The organism is Rhizobium sp. R634 (assembly GCF_002211305.1).
Taxonomy (GTDB): Bacteria; Pseudomonadota; Alphaproteobacteria; order Rhizobiales; family Rhizobiaceae; genus Rhizobium.
This window is the reverse complement of sequence record NZ_LOKW01000023.1, coordinates 451558-475383: the sequence shown is the minus strand read 5'-3', so window position 1 is coordinate 475383 and position 23826 is coordinate 451558. Positions and strand designations below refer to the sequence as shown.

Annotated in this window: 22 protein-coding genes; 11 read left to right on the top strand and 11 right to left on the bottom strand. The window is 59.5% G+C overall.

The window, feature by feature from the left end; genetic code table 11:
* Position 1 precedes the first annotated feature (1 nt).
* From ATY77_RS20200 to ATY77_RS20160, 9 genes are read right to left on the bottom strand one after another with little or no spacing between them, the layout of a single operon-like run.
* Entirely contained in the window at positions 2-1480 is a 1479-nt protein-coding gene (locus ATY77_RS20200) for an aldehyde dehydrogenase (protein WP_088688540.1), read from the bottom strand.
* Between the two features lie 14 nt (positions 1481-1494).
* The gene (locus ATY77_RS20195) at positions 1495-2205 is read right to left on the bottom strand and encodes a haloacid dehalogenase type II (protein WP_004129810.1); all 711 of its coding nucleotides are present in this window, start codon (positions 2203-2205) and stop codon (positions 1495-1497) included.
* Positions 2202-2531, bottom strand: a complete 330-nt coding sequence (locus ATY77_RS20190; protein ID WP_088688539.1) for an antibiotic biosynthesis monooxygenase — start codon at positions 2529-2531, stop codon at positions 2202-2204. Before ATY77_RS20190 ends, ATY77_RS20195 begins: the two co-directional genes overlap by 4 nt.
* The gene (locus ATY77_RS20185) at positions 2528-3643 is read right to left on the bottom strand and encodes an isocitrate/isopropylmalate dehydrogenase family protein (protein ID WP_088688538.1); all 1116 of its coding nucleotides are present in this window, start codon (positions 3641-3643) and stop codon (positions 2528-2530) included. The genes ATY77_RS20190 and ATY77_RS20185 overlap by 4 nt, the downstream gene beginning before the upstream one ends.
* A gap of 12 nt (positions 3644-3655) precedes the next feature.
* Positions 3656-4381, bottom strand: coding sequence for a GntR family transcriptional regulator (locus tag ATY77_RS20180; protein ID WP_245314370.1), 726 nt, complete (start codon positions 4379-4381; stop codon positions 3656-3658).
* 13 nt (positions 4382-4394) lie between these two features.
* Positions 4395-5255, bottom strand: a complete 861-nt coding sequence (locus ATY77_RS20175) for an NAD(P)-dependent oxidoreductase (protein ID WP_088688537.1) — start codon at positions 5253-5255, stop codon at positions 4395-4397.
* 29 nt (positions 5256-5284) lie between these two features.
* Positions 5285-6262, bottom strand: coding sequence for an ABC transporter permease (locus tag ATY77_RS20170; RefSeq protein WP_088688536.1), 978 nt, complete (start codon positions 6260-6262; stop codon positions 5285-5287).
* On the bottom strand, positions 6252-7835 hold the full coding sequence (locus ATY77_RS20165) for a sugar ABC transporter ATP-binding protein (RefSeq protein WP_013984663.1): 1584 nt from the start codon (positions 7833-7835) through the stop codon (positions 6252-6254). The genes ATY77_RS20170 and ATY77_RS20165 overlap by 11 nt, the downstream gene beginning before the upstream one ends.
* A gap of 54 nt (positions 7836-7889) precedes the next feature.
* Positions 7890-8990 (bottom strand): substrate-binding domain-containing protein, encoded by a 1101-nt coding sequence (locus ATY77_RS20160; protein WP_245314369.1) that lies wholly within the window; start codon positions 8988-8990, stop codon positions 7890-7892.
* A gap of 456 nt (positions 8991-9446) precedes the next feature.
* Here ATY77_RS20160 and tkt point away from each other — a divergent pair, with 456 nt between their 5' ends.
* From tkt to ATY77_RS20135, 5 genes are read left to right on the top strand one after another with little or no spacing between them, the layout of a single operon-like run.
* Positions 9447-11456, top strand: a complete 2010-nt coding sequence (gene tkt, locus ATY77_RS20155; protein ID WP_088688535.1) for a transketolase — start codon at positions 9447-9449, stop codon at positions 11454-11456.
* Positions 11453-12475 carry a class 1 fructose-bisphosphatase gene (locus ATY77_RS20150; RefSeq protein ID WP_088688534.1) on the top strand — a complete coding sequence of 341 codons (1023 nt, stop codon included), beginning with the start codon at positions 11453-11455 and terminating at the stop codon, positions 12473-12475. Before tkt ends, ATY77_RS20150 begins: the two co-directional genes overlap by 4 nt.
* 6 nt (positions 12476-12481) lie before the next feature.
* Complete coding sequence (gene fba, locus ATY77_RS20145) at positions 12482-13531, top strand: class II fructose-bisphosphate aldolase (RefSeq protein WP_088688533.1); 1050 nt, start codon at positions 12482-12484, stop codon at positions 13529-13531.
* 42 nt (positions 13532-13573) lie between these two features.
* Entirely contained in the window at positions 13574-14344 is a 771-nt protein-coding gene (locus ATY77_RS20140) for a triose-phosphate isomerase (RefSeq protein WP_088688532.1), read from the top strand.
* A gap of 12 nt (positions 14345-14356) precedes the next feature.
* On the top strand, positions 14357-14812 hold the full coding sequence (locus ATY77_RS20135) for an RpiB/LacA/LacB family sugar-phosphate isomerase (protein ID WP_040140203.1): 456 nt from the start codon (positions 14357-14359) through the stop codon (positions 14810-14812).
* A 216-nt stretch (positions 14813-15028) separates the two neighbouring features.
* Here ATY77_RS20135 and ATY77_RS20130 read toward each other — a convergent pair whose 3' ends face one another.
* Together ATY77_RS20130 and ATY77_RS20125 are read right to left on the bottom strand one after the other, a co-directional pair.
* Positions 15029-15730, bottom strand: coding sequence for a GntR family transcriptional regulator (locus ATY77_RS20130; protein ID WP_004129783.1), 702 nt, complete (start codon positions 15728-15730; stop codon positions 15029-15031).
* A 100-nt stretch (positions 15731-15830) separates the two neighbouring features.
* Complete coding sequence (locus ATY77_RS20125; RefSeq protein ID WP_004129782.1) at positions 15831-16625, bottom strand: 3-oxoacyl-ACP reductase family protein; 795 nt, start codon at positions 16623-16625, stop codon at positions 15831-15833.
* A gap of 151 nt (positions 16626-16776) precedes the next feature.
* On the opposite strand from ATY77_RS20125, the gene ATY77_RS20120 reads away from it, so the two are divergent.
* From ATY77_RS20120 to ATY77_RS20095, 6 genes are all read left to right on the top strand, one after another.
* Entirely contained in the window at positions 16777-18129 is a 1353-nt protein-coding gene (locus ATY77_RS20120; RefSeq protein WP_088688531.1) for a four-carbon acid sugar kinase family protein, read from the top strand.
* A 10-nt stretch (positions 18130-18139) separates the two neighbouring features.
* Positions 18140-19027 carry a 3-keto-5-aminohexanoate cleavage protein gene (locus ATY77_RS20115; protein ID WP_028753509.1) on the top strand — a complete coding sequence of 296 codons (888 nt, stop codon included), beginning with the start codon at positions 18140-18142 and terminating at the stop codon, positions 19025-19027.
* A gap of 70 nt (positions 19028-19097) precedes the next feature.
* Complete coding sequence (locus ATY77_RS20110) at positions 19098-20630, top strand: sugar ABC transporter ATP-binding protein (protein WP_088688530.1); 1533 nt, start codon at positions 19098-19100, stop codon at positions 20628-20630.
* A gap of 38 nt (positions 20631-20668) precedes the next feature.
* Positions 20669-21631: a sugar ABC transporter permease gene (locus tag ATY77_RS20105; RefSeq protein ID WP_088688529.1), complete on the top strand. Its 963-nt coding sequence runs from the start codon at positions 20669-20671 to the stop codon at positions 21629-21631.
* 95 nt (positions 21632-21726) lie between these two features.
* Positions 21727-22725, top strand: coding sequence for a substrate-binding domain-containing protein (locus ATY77_RS20100; RefSeq protein ID WP_245314368.1), 999 nt, complete (start codon positions 21727-21729; stop codon positions 22723-22725).
* A gap of 64 nt (positions 22726-22789) precedes the next feature.
* On the top strand, positions 22790-23824 hold the full coding sequence (locus ATY77_RS20095; protein ID WP_013984674.1) for an aldo/keto reductase: 1035 nt from the start codon (positions 22790-22792) through the stop codon (positions 23822-23824).
* The last annotated feature ends 2 nt before the right edge of the window (positions 23825-23826 follow it).

Genomic DNA, 23826 nt, shown 5'->3' with positions numbered 1-23826 from the left:
ATCACCTCATGATGAAGGGGTTGGCGACGTCTTCAGCGGTCGAGATCATCACGCTCTTCGTCTGCATGTAGTTCTGGATCGAGGCGATGCCATTCTCGCGACCGATGCCGGAGTGCTTGTAGCCTCCAAGCGGCGACATATAGCTGATGACGCGGTAGGTATTGACCCAGATGGTGCCAGCCTGGATGGCGGCCGAAACCTTCAGGATACGACGCATGTCCTGGGTCCAGAAGCCCGCGGCCAGCCCGTAATTGGTGTCATTGGCAATATGCACGGCTTCCTCATCGCTGTCGAAGGGGATGACCGCCAGAACCGGGCCGAAGACCTCCTCCTGCGCGATGCGCATGTCGTTTCGGACCCCGGAGAAAATCGTAGGTTCGACGAACCAGCCCCTGGAGAGCTCGGCATTGTCCGGCCGCCCCCCACCGAGAACGCATTCGGCGCCTTCGCCTTTTGCGATGTTGATATAGCCGAGGATCTTCTCGAGTTGCGGCGGCGTCGTCACGGGGCCAACCTGCGTCGACGTCAAGAGCGGATCGCCCATTCTCGCCGTTTTTGCGAGGTTGACGATCTTCTCGAGAAACTGGTCGTGGATCTTTCGCTGCACGAGCAATCGTGAGCCCGCAATACATGTCTGTCCGGTGGCAGCGAAGATGCCGGAGATCACCCCGTTGACGGCATTGTCGATCTCCGCATCGTCGAAGACGATGTGCGGGCTCTTGCCGCCGAGTTCAAGCGTAACCTTCTTGAAGTTGCGCGCTGCAAGCTCGCCGATCTTGCGCCCGGTGCCTTCACTTCCCGTGAAAGCGATCTTGGCGACGTACCTGTGGGTCGTCAGCGTCTCGCCGACATCTGCGCCGAACCCCGTGACGACGTTGAAGACGCCCGCGGGAAAGCCAGCCTGCTCGACGAGCTTTGCGAACTCAAGGGTCGAAGCAGACGTGAACTCCGAGGGCTTTGCCACGAATGTGTTCCCTGCGGCGAGTGCCGGTGCCAGCTTGTAGGCGAGCAGCAGGAGAGGGGAGTTCCACGGCGTAATCCCGACGCAGACGCCGAGCGGCTCATTACGAGTGAAGTTGAAGGTGTCCGCCTTATCGATCGGGATGACCGCTCCTTCGATCTTGTCCGCCAGCCCGCCGAAGTAGTAGTACCACTGCGGGATGTATTTGAGCTGAAACAGCATCTCGTTGATGAGCTTGCCGTTGTCCGTAACCTCGATCGTCGCGAGATGCTCCGCATTCTCGGCGATCAGGTCACCAAGACGCCGAAGAAGGTGTCCGCGGGCGCTCGCGGTGAGCTTCGGCCACGGACCGCTCGTGAAGGCGCGGTGCGCAGCCTCGACTGCTCGTTCCGCATCTTCCCTGCCGCCCTTCGGAATAGCAGCCCAGGTCTGCCCGTTGAAAGGGTTCTTCGTCTCGAACGTATCTCCGTTGGCAGCGTCTTCCCACTTGCCGTCGATGAACATCATGTATGTCTGCATTGTCTTTCTCTCTTCTAGCATCCGAGTTGTCGGGCGAGGTCTTCGAGATCGTCGGCGACGTAATCCCAGCGCTGCTCGGCTGTGAGGTCGGTCGTCTGGCCCTCGCCGTATTCGGTGGGTCGTGCGATGAATGCGGTTTTAAGGCCAAGGCTGCGCGCGGCGGCAAGATCGTAGTTGTGGGCAGCGCACATCATGACGGCCCCGGGCTCCAGATAAAGGAGTTTGCAGACCCCGAGGTAGGTCTCAGGATCGGGCTTGTAGTGCTGGAAAAGCTCGCAGGAGAACACGTTGTCCCACGGCAAGTCGGCATGCTTTGCCATATTGACGAGAATCGCGACATTGGCGTTGGACAGAGGGCCGATGATAAACTTCGACTTCAGCCGGTGTAGCCCGCGCGATGTGTCGGGCCAGCCGTCCAGGCGATGCCAGACCTTGTTGACGTGCATCATCCGGTCGTGGTCTAGTTCGGCCAGCCCCATCTCTGCGAACACTGCCTTCAAGGCATCGAAGTGAAGTTCGTCCAGGTTCGTCCACGGCAACTCGCCGCTGCGCACCCGCGCTTTCTGGGGATTGTAATGGTCTCGCCAGCGGTCGACGAGACCGGTCCAGTCGATCTGCAGGCCCTCCGCCGCGCCCCAGGCGGTGAGATCGCGGATGATCGAACCCCGCCAGTCGACGACAGTGCCGAACGTGTCGAAGACAATCGCCTTGACGCTGCTGGTCATCTCGCGCCCTCCTGCTTGTGGGACGAAATACGCTCGAACGTTTCCACTCGCTTTTCGGCCACCCAATCTCGAACCATCGCATCAAAGCTCGTGAAGTGCGGCGTCTTCAGGTGGAAGTCGAAATCGGCTCTTGAGCCATAGACTTCATAGAGGTAGATTCGCTCGGGCCGCTCAGGATCGCGGCAGACATCGAACACTTCGCAGTTCGGTTCGTCGCGCAGCGACGTCGCCGCATTCTCAATTATCGCCGCATCGAAATTATCGGCGAACTGGTTTCGCACGACGAACTCTACGACCACGACAAAGCCTGTGGATGCCGAACTCATGCGACCTCCTTGCGGACGGCACCCAGAGCGCCGATCACGCTGCGCGTCATCTCCGCGCAATTGGCGCTTCCGCCATACTCCATTGGAACCGCGATCTTGGTCGACAAGGTGTGCTCGACCGCGGCCTCGATCAGCCCGGCGGCGTCAGCAAGCCGCTGATCCCCGTGCTTCACCGCCAGCCAGTCGAGCATCATCGCTCCCGACAGGAACATTGCGCCCGGATTGGCGACGCCCTTGCCCGCGATATCGGGAGCGGTCCCGTGTGCCGGCTGGAAGAGGCCGTGCGTATCGCCGATGTCCGCCGAAGGGGCCATACCCATGCCGCCGATCAGACCGGCCGCAAGGTCGGAAAGGATGTCGCCAAACATGTTCTCGGTCACCAGCACGTCAAGCGTCCAAGGCTTCTTCACCATGTTGAGCGCCAGCGCGTCGACATAGGCATAGTCCTTCTGCAACTCGGGGTGCTTGGCGGCGATCTCATCGAAAACCTTCCGGAAGAAAGCCATCGAACTGAAGACATTCGCCTTGTCGACGCAGGTCACCGTGCCGGCCTTGCCGCGACGTTTGCGCTGGGCGGCCAGCTGGAAAGCGAATTCGGTAACGCGCTCGGTGCCGGCCCGCGTGATCTGCATCGTGTCGTAGGCCTCTTGGTCGTTTAGCACTTCGCCACGGCCACGCGCATAAAACAGTCCTTCTGTCTGCTCGCGGACCAACACGAAGTCGATTCCTTCGGCGCGAGGATCGGACAGCACTTTCGGAAGGCCGGGAAACCACCGGATCGGACGGACACCTGCAAACAGGCCGAACTCCATGCGCAGGTCGAGCTGCGGAATGATTTCCGTCCCGTCCGGGAAGCGGATGTCGGGCCAGCCCATCGCGCCGAAGAGGATTGCGTCGGATGTCTGGCAGGCCTCGAGCGCGGCGGCGGGCAGGGCCTCGCCGGTCTCCGCGTAGTGCTGGGCACCGGCCTGATGCGTCTCGAACACGAGCGGTGGCGCGCCCGCCTGGCTGACGGCGGCGTCGATCAATTCCAGGCAGGCAGGCATGACTTCCCTGCCGATCCCGTCGCCGGGAAGGACTGCGATCTTGAGAGTGTTGTTCAACGATAACATTTGAAACCTGTCCTAGAGGTGGTTGAGGCCGAGGCGCTCGAGAAGGTCGAGCAGTTCCTTGCCTGCCCGCTCGCGGTGCGCCTTGTGAATGTTTCTTGCTTTTTCGCGGTCGCCTTCGCGGATTGCTTGCACGAGTTCCGCATGTTCGCGGGTTGAGTTAACCGGCTTGGGACGCATCTTCAGCGTCACCATCCTGACGCGATGTGCGCGGTCGATGAAATTGAGGACGACCGACTTGAGCATCTGGTTGCCGCCAAGTTCGAGCAGTTGCTCATGAAATCTCGCGTCCGCCTGCGCCCAGCGCTCCAAATTATCTTGCGAAAGCGCATGGTCCATATCGGCTGTCGCCTTCTCGAGACCCCGGAGTTGATCCTCGGAAAGCTGGCGGCTGGCGGCAAGCTCTGCAGCCGTACTCTCCAGCGACGTCAGGATTTCGTAAATTTCCTTCATGTCAGAAATAGAAATCGGCAGCACCCGCATTCCGTGCCTCGGGATCACCGAGACAAGTCCGTCCTGCTGGAGGCGCATGAGCGCCTCCCTTACGGGCGTCCGGCTCATCCCCAACTGGGACGCGACTTCCTGTTCGGTCGCCTGGTAACCGGGCGCCCACTTGTTATCCAGGATGAGCTGGCGCAACCGAAGGTGCGCTGTCGCGGTCATTGTTTTCGCGAAGGCGTCCTCTTTGATCTCTGAGACCGGTGCTGTCTGTTTCCTGGTCGGCATTTTCTTTCCCTTCAAGCTGGCTGACTTCTCAGGAGCCTACATATTTTCGCCAGCTATGTTCAGGCTGGTATCCGAGAACGCTCTTTGCTTTGTCGATGGACAGCAAGGTTTCGTTCTTCCCGATCTGCTTTTTGAACGGGACCCCCGGATACCACCTCCTGACGAGTTCCTCGTTGGAGGTGGTCATGACCCCATCGTCGTTTGCGATGATGAACACCTCGGCACCTTTGCCGCTCCACTCGAGCGAGCGACGGATCGCCTGTGCCCCGTCGCGGGCGTCGATATAGGTCCAAAGGTTGAAGCGTCTGCTGCCCGGGTTCTGCTCGAAGGCCGGGAAGTCCGCATACTCGCTCTCGTCCATAACGTTGGAGAAGCGTAGGCAAACGATCTTGAGCTCGCTGTCCCAGCGGCAATACTGCTTTGCCATCTCCTCGCCGAGATGCTTCGAGAGGGAATAGGAGGTTTCCGGGCGCGACTGATAATTCTCGTCCGCCGGCAGGTAGTCAGGCTTGATCTCGTAAGGAATGCCGAGCAGGGTCTCGCTGGACGCCCACACGATGTTCTTGATGCCAAGCAAGCGGCATGACTCGAAAACATTGAACGTCGAGATGGTGTTGACCCGGAAAACATCCGCAGGAGCAACGCGCCCCGGCATAGGCACAGCGGCCAGATGGACGACGGCTTCAGTGTTGCGATTGTGGTCCCAATCAAAGCCACTGATCGCCTCGATCGTGGCGCGCATATCCTCGAAATCGACCTTGACGAAGGGGCAGAGGTTTTCTGGCGGAGCGATCGCATCCGCGTTGATGACGTCGTGGCCGCTCTCAACCAGATGCTTGATCGTGGCTCTACCCAGTTTGCCGCTGCCGCCTGTTACTAAAACTCTCATATCGTAATACCTCCGTAGAACCTTCCAGGTTAGCGGCTTCGGCCGACCGCCACAGCTAGGATGATGAGCATTCCGCGCGCGATGAGCTGCTGGCTGTAGTCGAGGCCGCCAAGAATAAGACCGTTGTTGATGACACCGATGAGCAGGGCACCGACGATGGAACCGATCACGGTGCCGCGTCCGCCGAATAGGCTGGTACCGCCGAGAACCACGGCTGCAATGACAGACAGCTCATCGCCTTCGCCAAGCTGGAAGCGTCCAGACTGCAGGCGTCCAGCATAGAGCATGCCAGCGATCGCAGCGGCCATCCCCGTCAGTAGCAGCACCTGGAACTTGATTTTCCGGACATCGACGCCGCTGTAGCGAGCTGCGACCGAGTTTCCGCCTGACGACATGACCTTGCGGCCGAACGGTGTCTTTCGAAGCGCGATATGGGCGATCGTGCCCAGAACGGCGACCCAGACAACGAGGACAGGAACAGGGCCGATGTTACCGGAACCAAAGACGAAAATGAACGTATCGTTGATAATTGGAACAGGCGAAGTGCCGCTTACCCACATTCCGACCCCTCGCGCGATCCCCATCATGCCGAGCGTCACCAAGAACGACGGGATGTTGAGATAGGCAGTCAGGCCGCCGTTTATGGCGCCTACCAGCAGCCCGAGGATCAAGCCCGCGAGAATGCCGGGGAATAGACCGTACTTGCTCAGCACCAGGCCAGCGACCACCGACGACAGTCCGGCAATGGCTCCGACCGAGAGGTCGATCTCGCCCGCCGAGAGTACGAACGACATTGCCATGGAAACGATGGCGACGATCGCAGTCTGTCGCAGGATGTTGAGCAGGTTGTTTGAAGATAGGAATCCGCGATCCTGCAGCAAGATCGCGAAGACGATGAAGATGACGACGAAGCCGATGTAGACGACGTAGTCGCGCCAGTTGCTGTGCCACGGCCGCATGTGGGTTGCATCCGTCTCTGTGTTCAATGTCTTGGCTTCAGTGGACATTTTGGGTTGCCTTCTGAATCGCGACCTGCAGACCGAGTTCGGTGCGGATCAGCGGAGATTGAGTTTCGTCGCCGGCAATCGTGGCCCAGCTTTCGATTTCGTCGCGCTCGATTTCGCGCGCGAGACGTCCGTTGTTCATGACCAGGATGCGGTCGCTCGTTGCCAGAAGCTCGGCTGGTTCCGACGAGATGACGATGACGGACTTTCCGGAGGAGGCGACGCTCCGAATGAGCTCTACGATCTCGGCCTTTGAACCGATGTCTACGCCTGCCGTCGGTTCGTCGAGAATGACAACCGAAGGATCAATCGCTAGCCATTTGGCAATAACGATCTTCTGCTGGTTGCCGCCAGAAAGGTTCCTGACCTTGTTGTCAGCGGACGGCGTCTTGATCCTCAGTTGCTTGATGAGATCGGAGGTCAGTGTTCCCTCGCGTCGACGGTCGATGAAGGGACCGCGGACGAGCTGACCGATCTGCGGCAGTCCAAGATTGTCGCCGACGCTGTGCTCGACAACCAGACCTTCCTCGTGGCGGCTCTCCGGAACAAGCACAATGCCAGCCTTGATCGCATCCGAAGGTGACTTGAACTCAACGGCAGTGTCGCCGAGTTCTACGGTTCCCGCAGTTTTCTTATCGACGCCGAAAAGAAGGCGGGCAAGCTCGCTCCGGCCAGCGCCCATGAGGCCTGCTATTCCCACAATCTCGCCCCTGTGGACGTCGAAGCTGACATCGCTGGGTTTTCCCGAAGGGCCCGAAAGGCCACGTACGCTCAGCGCGGGTTTGCCGCTGCGATCAATGGCGCGCGCCTGGTATTGGAAACCGGTGACACGCTTGCCGACCATGTGCTGCACGATCGAGTCGAGCGTGAATTCGGATGTCTTCCCGGAGGTCACGTTCTGACCGTCACGCAGAATTGTAATCTCGTCAGCGATCGTCATGATCTCGGTCATGCGATGGGAAACGTAGATCACGGCTGTTCCCGCCGCAGTGAGCTTCTTCAACATGCCGAACAGAGTGTCGGCTTCCTGTGCGCTCAGCGACGAGGTTGGTTCATCAAGGATAAGGATCCTGGCGTCCTGGTGGATGGCCTTGGCGATCTCGGTCAGCTGGGCCTGGCCGGGGCTGAGTTCAAAAACAGGCGTCCTCGGATCAACCCTGAGGTTGAGTTGGCCGATGATCTCGGCTGCCTGGGCGATTTCCCTGCGCTCGTCGACCAAGATCGACAGGCGGCGGGGCTCCCGGTTGAGGAAAATGTTCTGGGCGACCGTGAGGGTGGGGATCAGGCTGAGGTCCTGGAAGATCATCTCAATGCCGAGCCTGCGGGAATTCTCCGGAGAGCTTGACGACATGTGTTCGCCAAAAACCTCGATGGATCCCTCCGTGGGTGTGACCACGCCCTGCAGGATCTTCAACAGCGTAGACTTGCCGGCGCCATTTTCGCCGACCAGCGCATGGATTGTCCCGGGCTGGATCGTCAGGCTGACACCGCGCAATGCGTGCACGCCGCCAAACGATTTCCTCACGTCGCGCATCCTGACGGCGGCGAGGGTTTCGGTGACTGCTTGAGTGTTCATGGTCGTTGTCCGCCGCTGGGGACGGGGAGCGGCCGGAGCCGCTCCCGCGCACCGTTAGTTCATTGCGTCGGTGAGAATCTTCGGTGCCTGGTCGCCGTTCGACTGCGGCCACGCCTCGATCAGGTTATCGCGGGTCACCGCAAGGGCCGGGAGCACGACGTAGGGAGGTGCGTCCTTTCCGAGTAGGGCGTATCCGGCAAGGATGCCCTCGGCATAACCGGCGCCGTACGGACGCTGGGATCCGGTTCCCTTGACGTAACCCTTCTTAGCCATGTCGATCGAGATGTTGACGCCAAGGTCGCAAGTGGTGATGACGAGGCTCTTGGACGCGCCCGCTGCGCGCGCCGCTGACAGGACGCCTTCTGTTGGAACGTCCCACACGGCCCAGATGCCATTGAGGTTGGGGTGGGCCGTCAGCATTGCGGAGGCGACGCGCTCGGATTCGCTTGAGAAATCAGGGCCTCCGACACCGGTCTCCTGGACGACCTTGATATCCGGATAATCCTTGATCGCTTCCTTGAAGCCGACCACGCGTTCTTTGGTGGCAAAAAGGTCGGACGCATGCGGGATGAGACCGATTTCGCCCTTGCCGTCGAGCGCCTTGGCCATGAGCAGTGCGGCGACCTTTCCCATCCCGCGGTTGTCGGAAGAGACGAGGCTCACATAGTCTTTGCCAGCCTTCATCCCGGCGCCGGTCTGGTCAAGGAAGATGATCTTAATGCCAGCGGCAGCAGCTTTCTTGTATGCTGCGGCCGTGGCCGACTGCTCGGCGGGAACGGTGATCATGACGTCAGGTTTGAGCGCCATGACGCTTTCGATGTCTGAAACTTGCTGCTCCGCGCGATATCCAGCGTCAGTCGTCGCAACAATTTCGACGCCGAGCTCTTCCAGGGCCTTCTTTTGCCCGGCCATCTGGGCCTTGGCCCAGTCAGACGCCGTGTAGTGCATCACAATGGCCGCTTTGGCATGCTTCGCCTTGATCTTTTCGATCTCTTCGGCGGATAGCTTCAGGTCGCTCGCGAGGGTCGCTTTTTCGCCGTTGGGCCCGCTTGCCGGGTGACTTTCAATATCCTTGATCTGTTTATCGACATCCACCGCGAAGGCGCTAGGCGCATAGGCAGCGCTGCCGCCGAGGGCAGTGGCAAGGGCGATCATCTGTAGGGACTTGCGCATCGTCATAGGCATTTCGGTTCCTCCCTTTAAGGCCTATTGAGTTCCTCGAATCCAATAACGTATACGTTAATGCATTTGTAGAAGCTGTCAATTGAAGAAATGTCGGGAAAAATCGGCGAGCCGAATTGAGCATCCCGCATATGGGTGAGTGCCCAACGCGGTAGGCATCACGGTGGTCGTCTTGTCCGTTTGCCACCAAACGGATCGAGGCAGACCGCCCCGTGAAAGCGACCGGGACGATCCTTACGGCTCCCGATCGACGGGGTAGCCAAATAAAAGCTATTGCGCAAATAGGGAGGTATAAGGTATGAGGTATGATGTCGATGGGCAGACTTTTTGCAGCGGAATGTGATATTGTTATGTTTGTCGTATATAATGCGTTATTTTGTGTTTTGATACTGTGATATCTAGAAAAGTGCGCCACATTGGTCGCGGTTTATGAGGGAGGAAGAATTGACAGCAGCAGTTTCGATCCGCGATCTAGCGAACGCTATCCGTGTCCTGTCAATCGACGCGGTTGAGGCCGCAAAGTCCGGGCACCCCGGAATGCCCATGGGCATGGCTGATGCGGCGGCGGTGCTGTTCGGCCGGCACCTCAAGTTCGATTCAAGCGAACCTGGATGGCCGGACCGCGATCGTTTCGTCCTGTCGAACGGCCATGGCTCGATGCTGCTCTACAGCCTTCTGCACCTCACCGGGTACGAAGACATGACGATTGAGCAGGTTCGCAACTTCCGCCAATGGGGCTCCAAAACGCCAGGTCATCCCGAATACGGGCACACCGCTGGCGTCGAGACGACCACCGGGCCGCTCGGACAGGGGATTGCGTCGGCTGTCGGAATGGCTATCGCGGAGCGGCGCCTATCAACCGAATTTGGCGCAGCGCTTGTCGATCACCGGACCTACGTTTTCTGTGGAGATGGGTGTCTCATGGAAGGTGTTGGTCAGGAAGCTGCTTCGCTGGCCGGCCACCTGCAGCTCGGCAAGTTGATCGTCCTTTACGACGACAACTCCATCACCATCGACGGCTCGACCGCAATCGCGTTTTCGGAAGATGTGCTCGCGAGGTTCGACGCGTACGGATGGCACACGCAGCGCGTTGACGGTCATGATCCGGATACGATCGACGCGGCGATCTCGCAGGCAAAGGCGGAAGCATCCAGACCATCCCTCATAGCCCTGAAAACCATCATTGGATACGGCTCTCCGTCGAGGGCAGGAACAAGCTCCGTACATGGTGCACCGCTCGGCGCCAGCGAAGCCGCCGCGACGAAGGCAGTCTATGGCTGGACGGCGGACACTTTTGAGATTCCTGCTCCAATCCTCAAAACTTGGCGCGAAGTCGGCGCGAAGGGCGCCAAGGCGCGCAAGGACTGGCAAGCGCGGCTCGAAGCAGCGGGCGCAGATGTCAGAAGTGAGTTTGAACGCCGCACCGCCGGCTCATTGCCAGCGCGATATGAGGAAGCGGTCAACGCCGCCAAGGCAAAGCTGCTCGACAAGCCGCAATCAGTGGCAACGCGTAAGGCAAGCCAGATCGCACTGGAAGCGCTGACGGAACTGCTTCCGGAAATGATCGGCGGGTCCGCTGACCTCACCCACTCAAACTTGACCCGGGTTCCGGCCGTCGACAGCGATTTCACCGCCGCTGCAAGCGGGCGGTATGTCAGCTATGGCGTTAGAGAGTTTGCCATGGCCGCCGCGATGAATGGTATGGCGGCTCACGGCGGCGTCATACCCTATGGTGGCACGTTCCTCGTCTTCTCGGATTATTGCCGCAATGCCATTCGTGTGGCGGCTCTGATGGGCGTCCGCTCTATCTTCGTGATGACGCATGACTCGATCGGTCTTGGCGAAGACGGTCCGACGCACCAGCCGGTCGAGCATCTTGCCAGCCTCAGGGCAATGCCGAACTTGCATGTATTCCGGCCCGCCGACACCATCGAGACGCTGGAATGCTGGGATCTTGCAATAACCAGCAAGAACACGCCGTCGGTTTTGGCGCTCTCGCGGCAGAATGTCCCGCAACTGCGCGCCCAGCGTGACGGCATCAATCGCTGCGCACGGGGAGCCTATGTGCTGCGGGAAGCGAGCAGCGAACGTGCCGTCACAATCATCGCCACTGGAACGGAAGTCGCGCTTGCGATCCAGGCTGCCGACGAGCTTGAGGCGAGAAACGTTCCCGCCGCTGTCGTCTCGATGCCGGGCTGGGATCTCTTCGAACAGCAGCCCAAGGATTACCGCAGCTCGGTCCTCGGCAACGCGCCGCGCATTGCCGTGGAAGCGCTCTCGAAGTTCGGCTGGACTAGGTATGTCGACAGCGAAGACGACGTGATCGGGATGTCCGGCTTCGGAGCGTCTGCGCCGGCCGAGACGCTGTACGAGCAATTTGGGATCACGCGTGACGCAATCGTCACGCGCGCCCTAGCAAGGATAAGGGGCAAGCAATGAGCGCGCCGGCGACACCCGGAAATGACGAAGCGGGCGTCCAGTATGGTTCTGTCGATGAGTACCTCTCGACCTGGGCTGGTGAAGATTTGTCCCGTCAGGGGGTGGCGGCTCTAATAAACGGTGTGTTGGATGCCGCCTGTCTTTTATCCGCACGCATCGCAGCCGGTTCCCTGGAGGGCGATCTGGCCCACCTTGTCGGATCAAATACCGACGGTGATGCGCAAAAGGCAATCGACATCGCGTCGCACGAGTTGTTCATCGAAATACTCGCACGCGCAGGCGCTGCCAGGGTCCTGTCCGAGGAGGCCGACGCGCCACTTATGCTCAATGGCCAGCATTTTGCGGTCGCAATCGATCCGATCGACGGTTCAGGCAATGTCGGGCTGGGCACTCCCGTCGGCACGATCTTCTCGATCATGCCTTTCTGCGAAGCTGAAGATCCCTTTTTAACCCCTGGAAAGCGCCAGGCCGCGGCCGGTTATGTCTCATTCGGCAACACGGTCGATTTGGGATTTTCGGTCGGTGAGGGTGTGCTGCTGGCGACGATGCATCCCCAAACCGGCGAGTTCCTGATCGTCAAAAGGCAGGTTCAGATACCTCGCGACACGTCCGAGCTTGCATATAACGCTTCCAACCACCGTCACCTTCACCCTGCCATGAGCCTGTATCTTCAGGATTGTCTGACCGGCAAGGAGGGAACGCGCGGCCGCGATTTCAACATGCGTTGGCTCGGATCGGCAGTCGGAGAGCTCCACCGGATCCTGATCAGGGGCGGTGTGTTCTTCTACGCCGGCGACAAGCGGCCCGGCTTTGAAAATGGGCGCCTTCGCCTGGTGTATGAAGCGAATCCGATCGCGTTCCTGATGGAGCAGGCCGGGGGGCGGGCCACCGACGGCACGACCGCCATCCTGGACAAGATCCCGACCTCTCACCATTGCCGCACGCCGCTGGTTTTCGGTTCGGCGACGGAGGTCGACGTGATCGCAAGCTATCTCAATTCCAATCCAACCAGCGAGTAACACGTCATGGCCAGGATTACTCTCCGCCAGCTGCTGGATGATGCCGCCGAACACGGCTACGGCGTCCCGGCGTTCAACATTAACAACATGGAACAGGCGCTTGCCATCATGGAAGCGGCCGACGGAACGGATTCGCCTGTGATTCTCCAGGCGAGCCGTGGGGCCCGAGCCTACGTCAACGACATCATGCTCAAGCACATGATGGAGGCTGTGACGGAAATCTTTCCGCATATCCCCGTTTGCGTCCATCTTGACCACGGAAACGAACCGAGCACCTGCGTCACCGCGATCCAGCATGGTTTTACGTCCGTCATGATGGACGGATCGATACTTGCTGACGGGAAAACCGCGGCGGATTGGGACTACAACGTCAAGGTCACGAGAAGCGTCAGCGACACGGCCCATTGGGCAGGGGTTTCGGTGGAAGGGGAGCTTGGCGTTCTGGGCTCGCTTGAGACCGGTACGGGCGAGGCGGAAGACGGTCACGGCGTCGAAGGCAAGCTCGATCCGCATCAGCTTTTGACCGATCCGGAGGAGGCGGCGAAATTTGTCGCGGAGACCAAGGTGGATGCGCTTGCCGTCGCAATGGGCACCAGCCATGGCGCCTACAAGTTCTCACGCCGGCCGGACGGAGTCGTGCTGGCAATGGATGTTATCGAGGCGATCCACCGGAAACTTCCGAACACGCATCTCGTCATGCACGGTTCGTCGAGCGTGCCGGAGGAGTTGCAGGAAATCTTCAATTGCTTCGGCGGGCGGATGAAGCCCACCTGGGGCGTGCCGCTCGAGGAAATCCTGCGCGGCATTCGGCATGGTGTGCGAAAGGTCAACATCGACACTGATTGCCGCATGGCAATGACCGGGCAGGTGCGCCGAGTGCTGTCCGAAGATCCGACAGAATTCGACCCTCGCAAATATTTGAAGCCCGCAATGACGGCGCTTTCGAAGCTTTGTCGCGAAAGATTCGAAGCTTTCGGAACGGCAGGGCGCGCAAGCTCTATCAACGTCGTGCCACTCGCGGAAATGGCGAAGCGGTATCGAGCCGGCTCGCTCTAGGTCGGTCACAGCAGTTCGAACGCAAACGTGGTGAAGCGGGACATGACCGAGAAGAAAACCCTCTGGATTGGCACCAGCTGGAAGATGAACAAGACGCTTGCCGATGCCGCGCAGTTTGCGCACGGTCTCAGGGCCGCAGACATCACGTCCCATCCGCGCATCCAGCGCTTTGTCATCCCTCCTTTCACTGTTGTCCGGGAAGTGAAGACCACATTGGCGGGCACGTCGGTAAAGGTCGGCGCGCAGAACATGCACTGGGACGAGGACGGCGCCTGGACGGGCGAGATTTCGCCCTTGATGCTTAAGGACTGCAACCTCGACATCGTCGAGCTTGGTCACTCCGAGAGGCGTGAACATTTCGGTGAGACGGACGTGACGGTAGGACTGAAAGTAGAGGCGGCGGTTCGCCACGGCTTGATCCCGCTCATCTGCATAGGGGAGACACTTTCCGAACGCGAGGCCGGGCGAGCCCGCGACGTCCTCGAGCGCCAGGTTCGCGGCGCGTTGGGAAGCCTTTCTACCGACCAGAAGCACAAACCGATACTGCTTGCCTACGAGCCTGTTTGGGCCATTGGCGTCGATGGGATCCCCGCGACAGCGGACTACGCCGACGCCCGCCAGGCCGAGATCGTCGCGTTCGCGGAAGCCGTGCTCGGCCGGCGCATTCCCTGCCTCTACGGCGGTTCGGTCAACGCAGACAACTGCGAAGAGCTCATATCCTGCCCTCATGTCGATGGGCTGTTCATCGGCCGCTCGGCCTGGAAGATCGAGGGCTACCTCGACATCCTCGAAAAGTGCGCGGCCAAAATCTGAGGAGTGATGAAGATGAAAATTGCAGTAGCAGGCGACAGCGCGGGCGAGGGCCTCGCCAAGGTCCTCGCCGATTATCTCAAGGACCGTTTCGAGGTGTTCGAGGTCTCCCGGACGGACGCCGGTCTCGACGATTTCTATGCGAACCTCTCCGACAGGGTCGCCAACGGCGTGCTCGACGGCACCTATGACAAGGCCATCCTGGTGTGCGGCACCGGGATCGGCGTCTGCATTTCGGCAAACAAGGTGCCGGGTATTAGGGCAGCCCTCACACACGATACTTATTCCGCCGAGCGGGCGGCGTTGTCGAACAACGCCCAGATCATTACCATGGGCGCCCGCGTCATTGGATCGGAACTTGCGAAGACGATCGTCGACTCATTCCTCGCCCAGAGGTTCGACGAGAACGGTCGCTCGGCCAGCAATGTTGCCGCCATCGACGAGGTCGATACGAAATACCACGCCCGCTAGTTGGAAGGCTGGGCAAGCATTGCTCGCGGTGGACGCGCGAGGCGCAATCAGCCTGGCGCATTATCGTTTTCTGGCAATTTTCAGAACCCGGCGAATAGGCCGGGCGGCATACGGTATCCGGGCTTCGCGTCTGCCTTCAGATGCCGCCGGTGATGATCGCAGTGCGACCTGCGGGAAATGCAAGATGCACCACGCCTTGACGTGATGCCCTGGCTGTCATTTCAGCAGGGATGTGCGGAAGTGTTCCATGTTTTCCTCGACGCTCTCGCGGCTGAGGTCACCTGTCTTTCTGTCCCGGATCATCTGAAACATGTGTTCGTGGAGATCGACTGCGCGCCATTTGCCACTGACCTCTAGCGACTTTTGCACCCAAGGCGCGACCATCGTCAGCACGAAGTCGGCGATCACGACGATCAACGGGTTTCCGGCGGCTTTGTATATTGCTCGGTGGAAATCGAGATCGGCCTTGAGGAGATCTTCGATCGCGGAGTTCGCATCCTCCGACAGCCTTTTTAGTCGGTCGATGCACTCTCTCATCGTGGCGAGGTCTTCGTCCGTACGCCGCAGCGACGCGAGTTCTGAACAGTTGCGGTCGAAAATGTATCGCAGTTCCATCAGCATCTCAGGCGTCGAACTCTGAAGATAGAGCTGAAACATCGCGAGCGGCATCGCCGGAAGGCCTTCGTCCTTACGGATGTAATTTCCAAAGCCATGACGCGTCTCGACAAGACCCGAGACCGCGAGCGTTTTGATCGCCTCTCTGATTGGAGTGCGACTGATCCCGAGAAGCTGGGCCAGCTCTTTTTCATTGGGAAGTTTGTCACCAGGCCCGAGGTTGCCTTTGGCAATTTCGCCCGTAATGTAGTCGAGCGCTATGTCCAGCCGGCTTGGGATTTTCTTTGGGTCAACAGACAGCATTCCTGGTCACGCTCCAATCAGAAATCGAAAAGGTACGAGGTCATACCGCGTTTTCCCGCTTGCGACAAATGCCGAACGTCGAACTGGCCACTTCTCCAGGTTATTCGCTGATTTGTCCCAGCCGCTTCGAGGCTTTTGGATCGAATGGGAACATGAGGCCAGCGGCCAGGAAGCCGCCGTCGACGTTCAGGGTGTGCCCCGTAATATAGGCAGCATCGTCGCTCGCCAGGAACACCGCGGCATCAGCGATTTCCGATGGTTCGCCATAACGGCGTTGCGGAACGAGCCGATGATAGGCGTCACGCGTTTCGACCGTGTGCATGACTTTCGAGACCTCGGTCAATATCGGGCCCGGTGCGATGTTATTCACATTGATTCCCGATTCCGCGAGTTCGACCGCCATAACCTTCGTGAGGAGTTCGACGCCGGCCTTTGAGGCTCCATAGGCCGAACGCCCGACACCTCCCTTCTGACCGGACAGCGAAGCGATATTGATGATCCGCCCATAGCCTTTGGCGGCCATGATCCGAGCAAAGGCTTGCGCCACGAGGAATGTTCCGGTCAGATTGATCCGGACGACGCGTTCGAATTCCTCCCGTGAGCTTTCGAGAAACAGAGTGGTTGCGCCCACGCCCGCGTTGTTCACGAGTATGTCGACCGTGCCGAATCGGCCAATCGTTTCCTTAACGATCGTCTCAACGTCTTCGTTGACGGAAATATCGGCGCGGACGGCCAAAGCCCGCTCCCCAAGCCGCTCGGCGGCTTCGTTCGCCACTTCCAGATCGCGGTCGACGATAACGACATTCGCGCCTTCGCGAACATAGGCTTCAGCGATTGCCAGTCCGATGCCCCGGCCAGCGCCCGTCACCACGGCAGTGCGTCCAGAAAGTCTCATCTCGTCGTCCTCCAATTTTCTCGATATGAGGTATAAGGTATAAGGTATGACCTTGACAGAGTTATGAGCTGCTTCTATGAGTATTGTCAAGAGTGAAGCCCGGCTGATGTATGGAGGAAGATATCCTCGGCCGGGATATTGGGAGGATCCGATGACATCAGCTGGCAAGCTCAAGGCCGTGTTTTACGGCGACGACTTCACGGGTTCTTCCGAAAACCTGGCGCAGTTCCATCGCAGTGGTGTGAAGGGAAAACTCTATCTCGCACGCCCTTCAGCACAGACGGCGTCAACAGATTCTCTGTCTTATGATGTGCTTGGCTTCGCCGGTACCGCAAGGGCGTTGTCCGGCGTCGAGCTCGACGAGGAGCTTGACAGTGCGTTTTCGATCATGCGCACCCTCAACAGTCCGCTTATCCAATACAAGATCTGCTCTACGTTCGACTCATCGCCCACCGTTGGAAGCTATGGTGCTGTTCTGGCGCGCGCTGCGGCTCACTTCGGCAAGAGGGACGTTCCAGTCCTCGCCGCGACCCCGGACTTCGGGCGCTACACCTGTTTCGGAAATCATTTCGCGCGCTTTGCCGACAGGATTGAGCGGCTCGACCGGCACCCGAGCATGTCGCGCCACCCCAGGACGCCAATGCATGAGGCGGATCTGCGCATGCATCTGGCTGGGCAGACAGATAAGGAATTCGTCAACGTCACGCTTCCCGCAATCCGGAACCGCTCGGCAATGGAGGAGCGTGTCTTCAAGGCCTTCCAAGAGGGGGCAGGGGTCATTTTCGATGGGCTCGAAAATGCGGATCTTGTGGCTGTCGCCGATCTGCTCTGGGCGCGGTATCCGACACGTCCGATGTTCGCGCTAGCAGCTCAAGGCTTGGCACAACAACTCGGCGCTCTTTGGGCCCGCTTGGGCCTGCTATCGTCGGCGGAGCCCGTCAAGACGGAGATTGCCGGCGTCGAAAATCTACTCGTCTTATCAGGCAGTTGCGCCCTGCAAACCGGGCGCCAGATTGCGGTGGCCGAAGCTTCCGGGTGGAACCTTGTCCACTTGGATGTCTCGACAATCCGGTCCGATGATGATGCTGAGGCAGTTGCGCGGGAGGCTGCTTTGAAGGCGATCGAGAGCCTTGTGCGCGGTCGACCTACAATCATCTACACGGCTCGCGGGGAAACCGGCCGTCTGCCCGGCGGCGATGTTCCCGCGGAACGCTTGGGCGCCATCTACTGTGACGTTGCGCGTGCCGTGCGCCGCGCGGTTTCCTTGCCGCGGATCGTGTTTTCGGGCGGTGACAGTTCGAGCTATGCGATGCGGACAATCGGCGCCGAAGCGCTCGAGATCGCCGTTTTTGACGAAGTTCAAAATTGCCATGTCTGCCGCCTGGATGCGCCGGGCGACGCCGAAGTCGATGGCCTCGAAGTCATGCTGAAGGGCGGGCAGATTGGTGCCGATGACTTCTTCCTGCGGGCAAAGGCGGGCACCTCTGGTTATCTGGCGGCGTAAGGAGCGAAAGATGCAAAAGAAAATCATCCTCGAAGCCAGGGTCAACGAGTACGCGCCGCGCACATCCAACCCTAATATCCCATACACCGCCGACGAGATCGTTGAGGCCGCCGTTGCAGCCCGCAAGGCGGGAGCGGCGATTCTGCACTATCATGCCAGGACAGCCGACGGCGGTGCGACAAACACCGTTGAGGCAAACGCCGAAATCATCCGCGAAGTCAGGCAGGCGACCGATCTACTCATCCTTCCCACGCTCGGCTTTATCTCGAATGATGCCGACGCCATGAAGCGCATCGACACGGTCGCAACCCTGGCATTGGACCCTGCTACGAAGCCCGATATTGCGCCCATCGATACCGGTTCGGCCAATCTCGAGCTTTGGGATGCCGAGACGCGCAGGTTCGAAAATCCAGAACGTTTGTATCTCAACACGACCGAAAGTCTCGCGCACTACGCGCGTACCTTGGCCGAAAAGGGCGTAAAGCCGAAGCTGGTTTCCTGGTCTGTCGGGTTCACGCGCCGCGCGATCGCTCTGATGGACGCGGGCCTTGTGAGGGGGCCCGCCTACTTTCTCCTGCACCTAACGGGAGGGCGATACATTACCGGGCATCCGCCGACCGAGGCGGGTCTCATGGCGCATCTTGCATTTCTGCCCGACGACCGGCCGATCGAATGGACGGTCAATTGCCTTGGGGGCAATCTGTTGAACATTGCTCCTGCGATCTGCCGTCTGGGCGGCCACATGGCTATTGGAATAGGCGACTATCCCTATCGCGAATTCGGCACACCCACGAACGCGGAAGTCATATCGCGCGCTGTTGAGATTGCCCAAAAGGTCGGACGTGAGCCCGCTACACCCCAGGAGGCACGCGCGATCCTCGAACTGGACGCCGCGTAGATCCAATAAGGCAGGCGATCCGAACACACGAGGCATAGATTTGGATTTTTATGAGGTATGACGTCATATCATGGTCAACGCAACTGAGAAGATAACAGTTCAGGGAACTGCGCAGTCGTCTTCGGCACGCGTGCTTCTGCGGGCCGAGGGCGTGGAAAAGTCGTTCAACGGCGTCCCAGCGCTCGTTGATGGCCGACTAACTCTAAAGGCCGGGACCGTCCATGCCTTGTGCGGCGGTAATGGCGCCGGCAAGTCGACATTCCTAAACATCACGATGGGACTGCTCCGCCGCGATGGAGGGATAGTGGAGATCGATGGCGAGCAGGTCGACTTCAAAAGCGCCGCTGACGCCTTGCGTCACGGCATCGCGATCATCACGCAGGAGCTTTCCCCCGTCCCCGAGATGACCGTCGCCGAGAACCTTTACCTTGGCCGCGAGCCGAAGCGACTTGGCGTGCTCGTCGATTTTAGCCAGATGCGCAGGGACGCCGAGGCATTCCTCGATGAACTCGGCTTTGAAGTCGACGCTGCCAAGAAGATGGGGGAGCTGAGCCTCGCCCAGATTCAGCTCGTTGAAATTGCGAAGGCTCTCAGCTATCGGGCACATATCGTCATCATGGACGAGCCGACATCTGCTATCGGCGAACACGAAGTCCATGTCTTGTTCAACGCGCTCCGCAAGATCACCGCGCGCGGTTCCGCAATTATCTACGTGTCTCACAAACTCACCGAAATCTTCGAGATCGCGGATGAGTACACAGTCTTCCGCGACGGCCGTTTCATCGAGACTGGAAACATCAAAGACATCGACCGCCGTCATCTTGTGACACAGATCGTCGGCCGTGAAGTCAAGCTGGTCGAGAAGGGCAAGCCTCTCGAAGACGCGCCAATCCTGCTTTCGGTCTCGAACTTGGCGCGCGGGCCTCATTTCCGAGACATCTCGCTAGACGTGGCGTCCGGCGAAGTGGTCGGAATCTACGGGCTGCTTGGGTCCGGACGAACCGAGTTCCTCGAGACAATATTCGGGCTGCACTCACCAACGGGAGGCGAAGTTGTCTTCAACGGCGGTAAGGTCAAGCCAGGCAGTCCTAAGGACGCAATTCAACGTGGAATGGCGATGGTGACCGAGGATCGCAAGGACAGTGGTCTCGTGCTCTCGGCATCGATCGCCCACAACATCACGCTTTCATCGCTGGCCTTGATGGCCATCAGCGGTTTCATCCGCGGGGACAAAGAGCGCAGCGCAGTTCAAGACATGATCGTCTCACAGAGGATCAAGTCGGCGTCGCCAGATGTTGCCGTCGAAACTCTGTCAGGGGGCAACCAACAAAAAGTCGTGCTGGCCCGGTGCCTTCTGACAAATCCAAAGCTTCTCATTTGCGACGAACCGACGCGTGGCATCGACGAAGGTTCCAAGCAGGAGATCTACGCGTTCCTGCGAGACTTCGCGGCAAAGGGCAACGGCGTCCTCGTGGTCTCCTCGGAGGGACCGGAGATCATGCAGCTCAGCGACAGGATCGCGATTTTCAAACAGGGGCAGCTCCTCAGCATCATCGACGGTGCCGAAGCAACGCAACAGACGCTTCTGGACATGGCGAGCTGATGAGCGGTCATAGCCCCATTCACGGGAGGACTTGAGTAATGAATACCATCGCTGCGGCGAAGCCCGGAAACTTCCGCGCCGGGGAAATGATCAGGCAGTTCAGCATCGTTCTCGTGTTTTTCCTGATCGTCGCGTTCTTCGCGTTCGCGAACCAGTACTTCATGACATGGTTGAATTGGCTGAATCTCGTTCGCCAGTCGTCGATCAACGGCATTCTGGCGATCGGAGTGACCTTCGTCATCCTTACTAAGGGCATCGACCTATCGGTCGGCTCCGTAATGGCGCTCGCGGGCATGATCGCCGCCAGCCTCGTAACGGAGACCAACGAGCAGTTCGTGCTTTTCGGTATCTTTGCGGGCCTCGCGGCGGGAGCCGGCCTCGGCTTGGTGAACGGCGTGCTTGTTGCCGCGGTCAAGGTCCCGCCGTTCGTAGTGACGCTTGGCATGTTGAGCGTGGCCCGCGGTCTCACCTTGATTTTTTCGGAAGGACGCCCCATCCCGAATCTGTCGGATCCCTTCAAGTGGATCGGCTCCGGGCAGATCATGTATATCCCGGTACCGATCGTCATCCTGTTCGTCGTCTTCCTGATTGGATGGACCGTTTTAAACTATACGACTTTCGGCCGTTATGTGTACGCAGTTGGCGGCAACGAGAAGGCGGCTCGCACGAGCGGCATTTCCACCAAGGTGATCGTCGGTGCGACCTATTTGATCTCGGGCCTCCTGGCTGGTCTTGCGGGGCTTGTCCTGACGGCTCGCACCACCGCTGCGCTGCCGCAAGCGGGCATCGGTTATGAGCTTGACGCGATCGCCGCCGTCGTGATCGGCGGGACGAGCCTTGCGGGCGGCCGCGGATCGCTGCTCGGCACACTGATCGGCGCGCTCATCATCGGCACGATCAACAACGGCATGGACCTCATGGGCGTGTCTTCATACTACCAGCAGGTCCTCAAGGGCACGATCATCGTGGTCGCGGTCATTGCCGACCAAATCCGCAAATAAGACCAATCCCGAAATTGCCGCCGGGGAAGGCCGGCGACAATGTCCGGCCCAGCGTGTCGCGTCCGGACGTATCTTAAACCAGAGGAGAATATGAAATGCAGATGTCTAGGAGGAACCTGCTCAATGCGGGTGTGGGTATGGCAATCGCCGTAGCGACGTTGGCTGGCGGGAACTTCGCCTTCGCGCAGGACAAAATTCGGATCGCGGCTCTCTCGTTCGGTGAGTCCGGCGAGTACATGAAGGCTTGGTCGACGGAAATCCAGAACCATCCCGCCGTCAAATCGGGCGAGGTCGAGATCACCGTTTTCGACGGCAAGTATGATCCACTGACACAGGCGAACCAGATCGACACAGCGATCACCCAACAATTCAACGCGATCATCATGTCACCGTTCGACCTCGAGGCCTCGGCGCCGCCGATCGAAAAGGCCGCCGAAGCGAAAATCCCGCTTATCGTGTCGGCGCTCAAGACCAAGTCGATGAAATACACCGCGTCCATCATCGTTAACGATACCGAAGGCGGCCGGATCATCGCTGAGGAACTCGCCAAGCGCCTTCCGAACGGCGGCAACGTCGTCCTCATGGAGGGTCCGATCGGCCAGTCGGCCCAGATCGAGCGCCGCGCAGGCATCGACGCTGGTCTCGCCAAGTTCCCGAACCTCAAGCTCATCGAAGACAAGACAGGCAACTGGAGCCGCGCCGAGGGTCAGGCGCTCATGGAGAACTGGTTGCTCGCACACCCGGGTGAGATCAACGGCGTCCTTGCGGAAAACGACGAGATGGCGCTTGGCGCGATCGAAGCCATGAAGAGCGCCGGCATCGATCTCAAGACCGTTCCCGTTCTTGCGATCGACGGCATTCCGGACGCAAAGCGCGCCGTGAAGAAGGGCGAGATGGCGGTCAGCCTCTACAAGTACGCCCGCGCCGAAGGCCAGGGCGCGGTCGACCTCGCACTGCGGGCGATCAAGGGCGAGAGCTACAAGCCGCAGTCCGAAATCTGGGGCTCGCTGATGGAATGGAAGGGCGGCACCGAGAAGGACTACGTCGTGCCGTGGCTCGTGCTCGATTCCACCAATGTCGAGAAGTACATGTAATCGGACAACGGCGGACGGCCCATACGGCCGTCCGCCTTACACCAGGGAAATAGGATCGACCATCATGTTGAAGAGAAAAGTTGGAAAGACCGATGTGACGCTGACCTCGCTAGGGCTGGGTACCTCGCCGCTCGGTGGGTGCAATGTCGATGTGAGCTTCCAGACTTTCGAGGCGGTCGTCCTCAAGGCATACGACTTGGGTGTCCGCTATTTCGACACCGCGCCCCTTTACGGCCTTGGAAAGTCCGAGCATTCCCTCGGCCATGTCCTTCGCAACAACGATCTCATCGGCAAGGTCGTGGTCAGCACCAAGGCGGGGCGGATACTCAAGCCGGAAAGCCGCGCAAAGCGCGCCGAGAGCCTTTACGGCATCGACTGGGTGAAGGCGCTGCCATTCGTCGATGACTACGACTATTCCTATGACGGCATCATGCGCGCTTTCGAAGATAGCCAGCAGCGCCTGGGTATGGACCACATTGACATCCTCTATCTCCACGACGTGAGCGGCGAATGGCACCGCGAGGCGTATAGCACCCACCTTTCGGCGCTGAGATCGAGCGGTTACAAGGCGTGTGACGAGCTGCGCAGCACAGGCTCCGTGAAGGCCATCGGCCTCGGCGTCAATGAAACCGCGTCGGTCCTGCAGGTGGCAGAGGAATTTGATCTCGACTGCTCCATGGTCGCCGGGCGCTACACCCTGCTCAACCACGGCGCTCTCGACCATTTCTATCCAGAAATGCAGCGTCGCGGCATCGGTATCATTGCGGCTGGCATCTACAACTCCGGCATCCTCGCCGAGGGTAGCAAGTCGATGACAACCACCCGCACCTACGATTGCCAGCCCGCGCCTGAAGCGATCGTCCGCAAGGTCGAGGCGCTCGAAGCCGTCTGCGAGCGCCATGGCGTCTCGCTTGCGACTGCAGCGACACAATTTGTCTACGCACATCCTGCAGTGACCGCGGTGGTACAGGGAGCGCTGGCGCCCGAACACGTCGCCGCAAACGTCGCCGCGATCTCGACGCCGGTTCCGGCTGCGTTCTGGGCCGACCTGAAGTCGTCGGGCCTCATCCCTGAAGCCGCGCCAGTTCCGGAGGCATGATA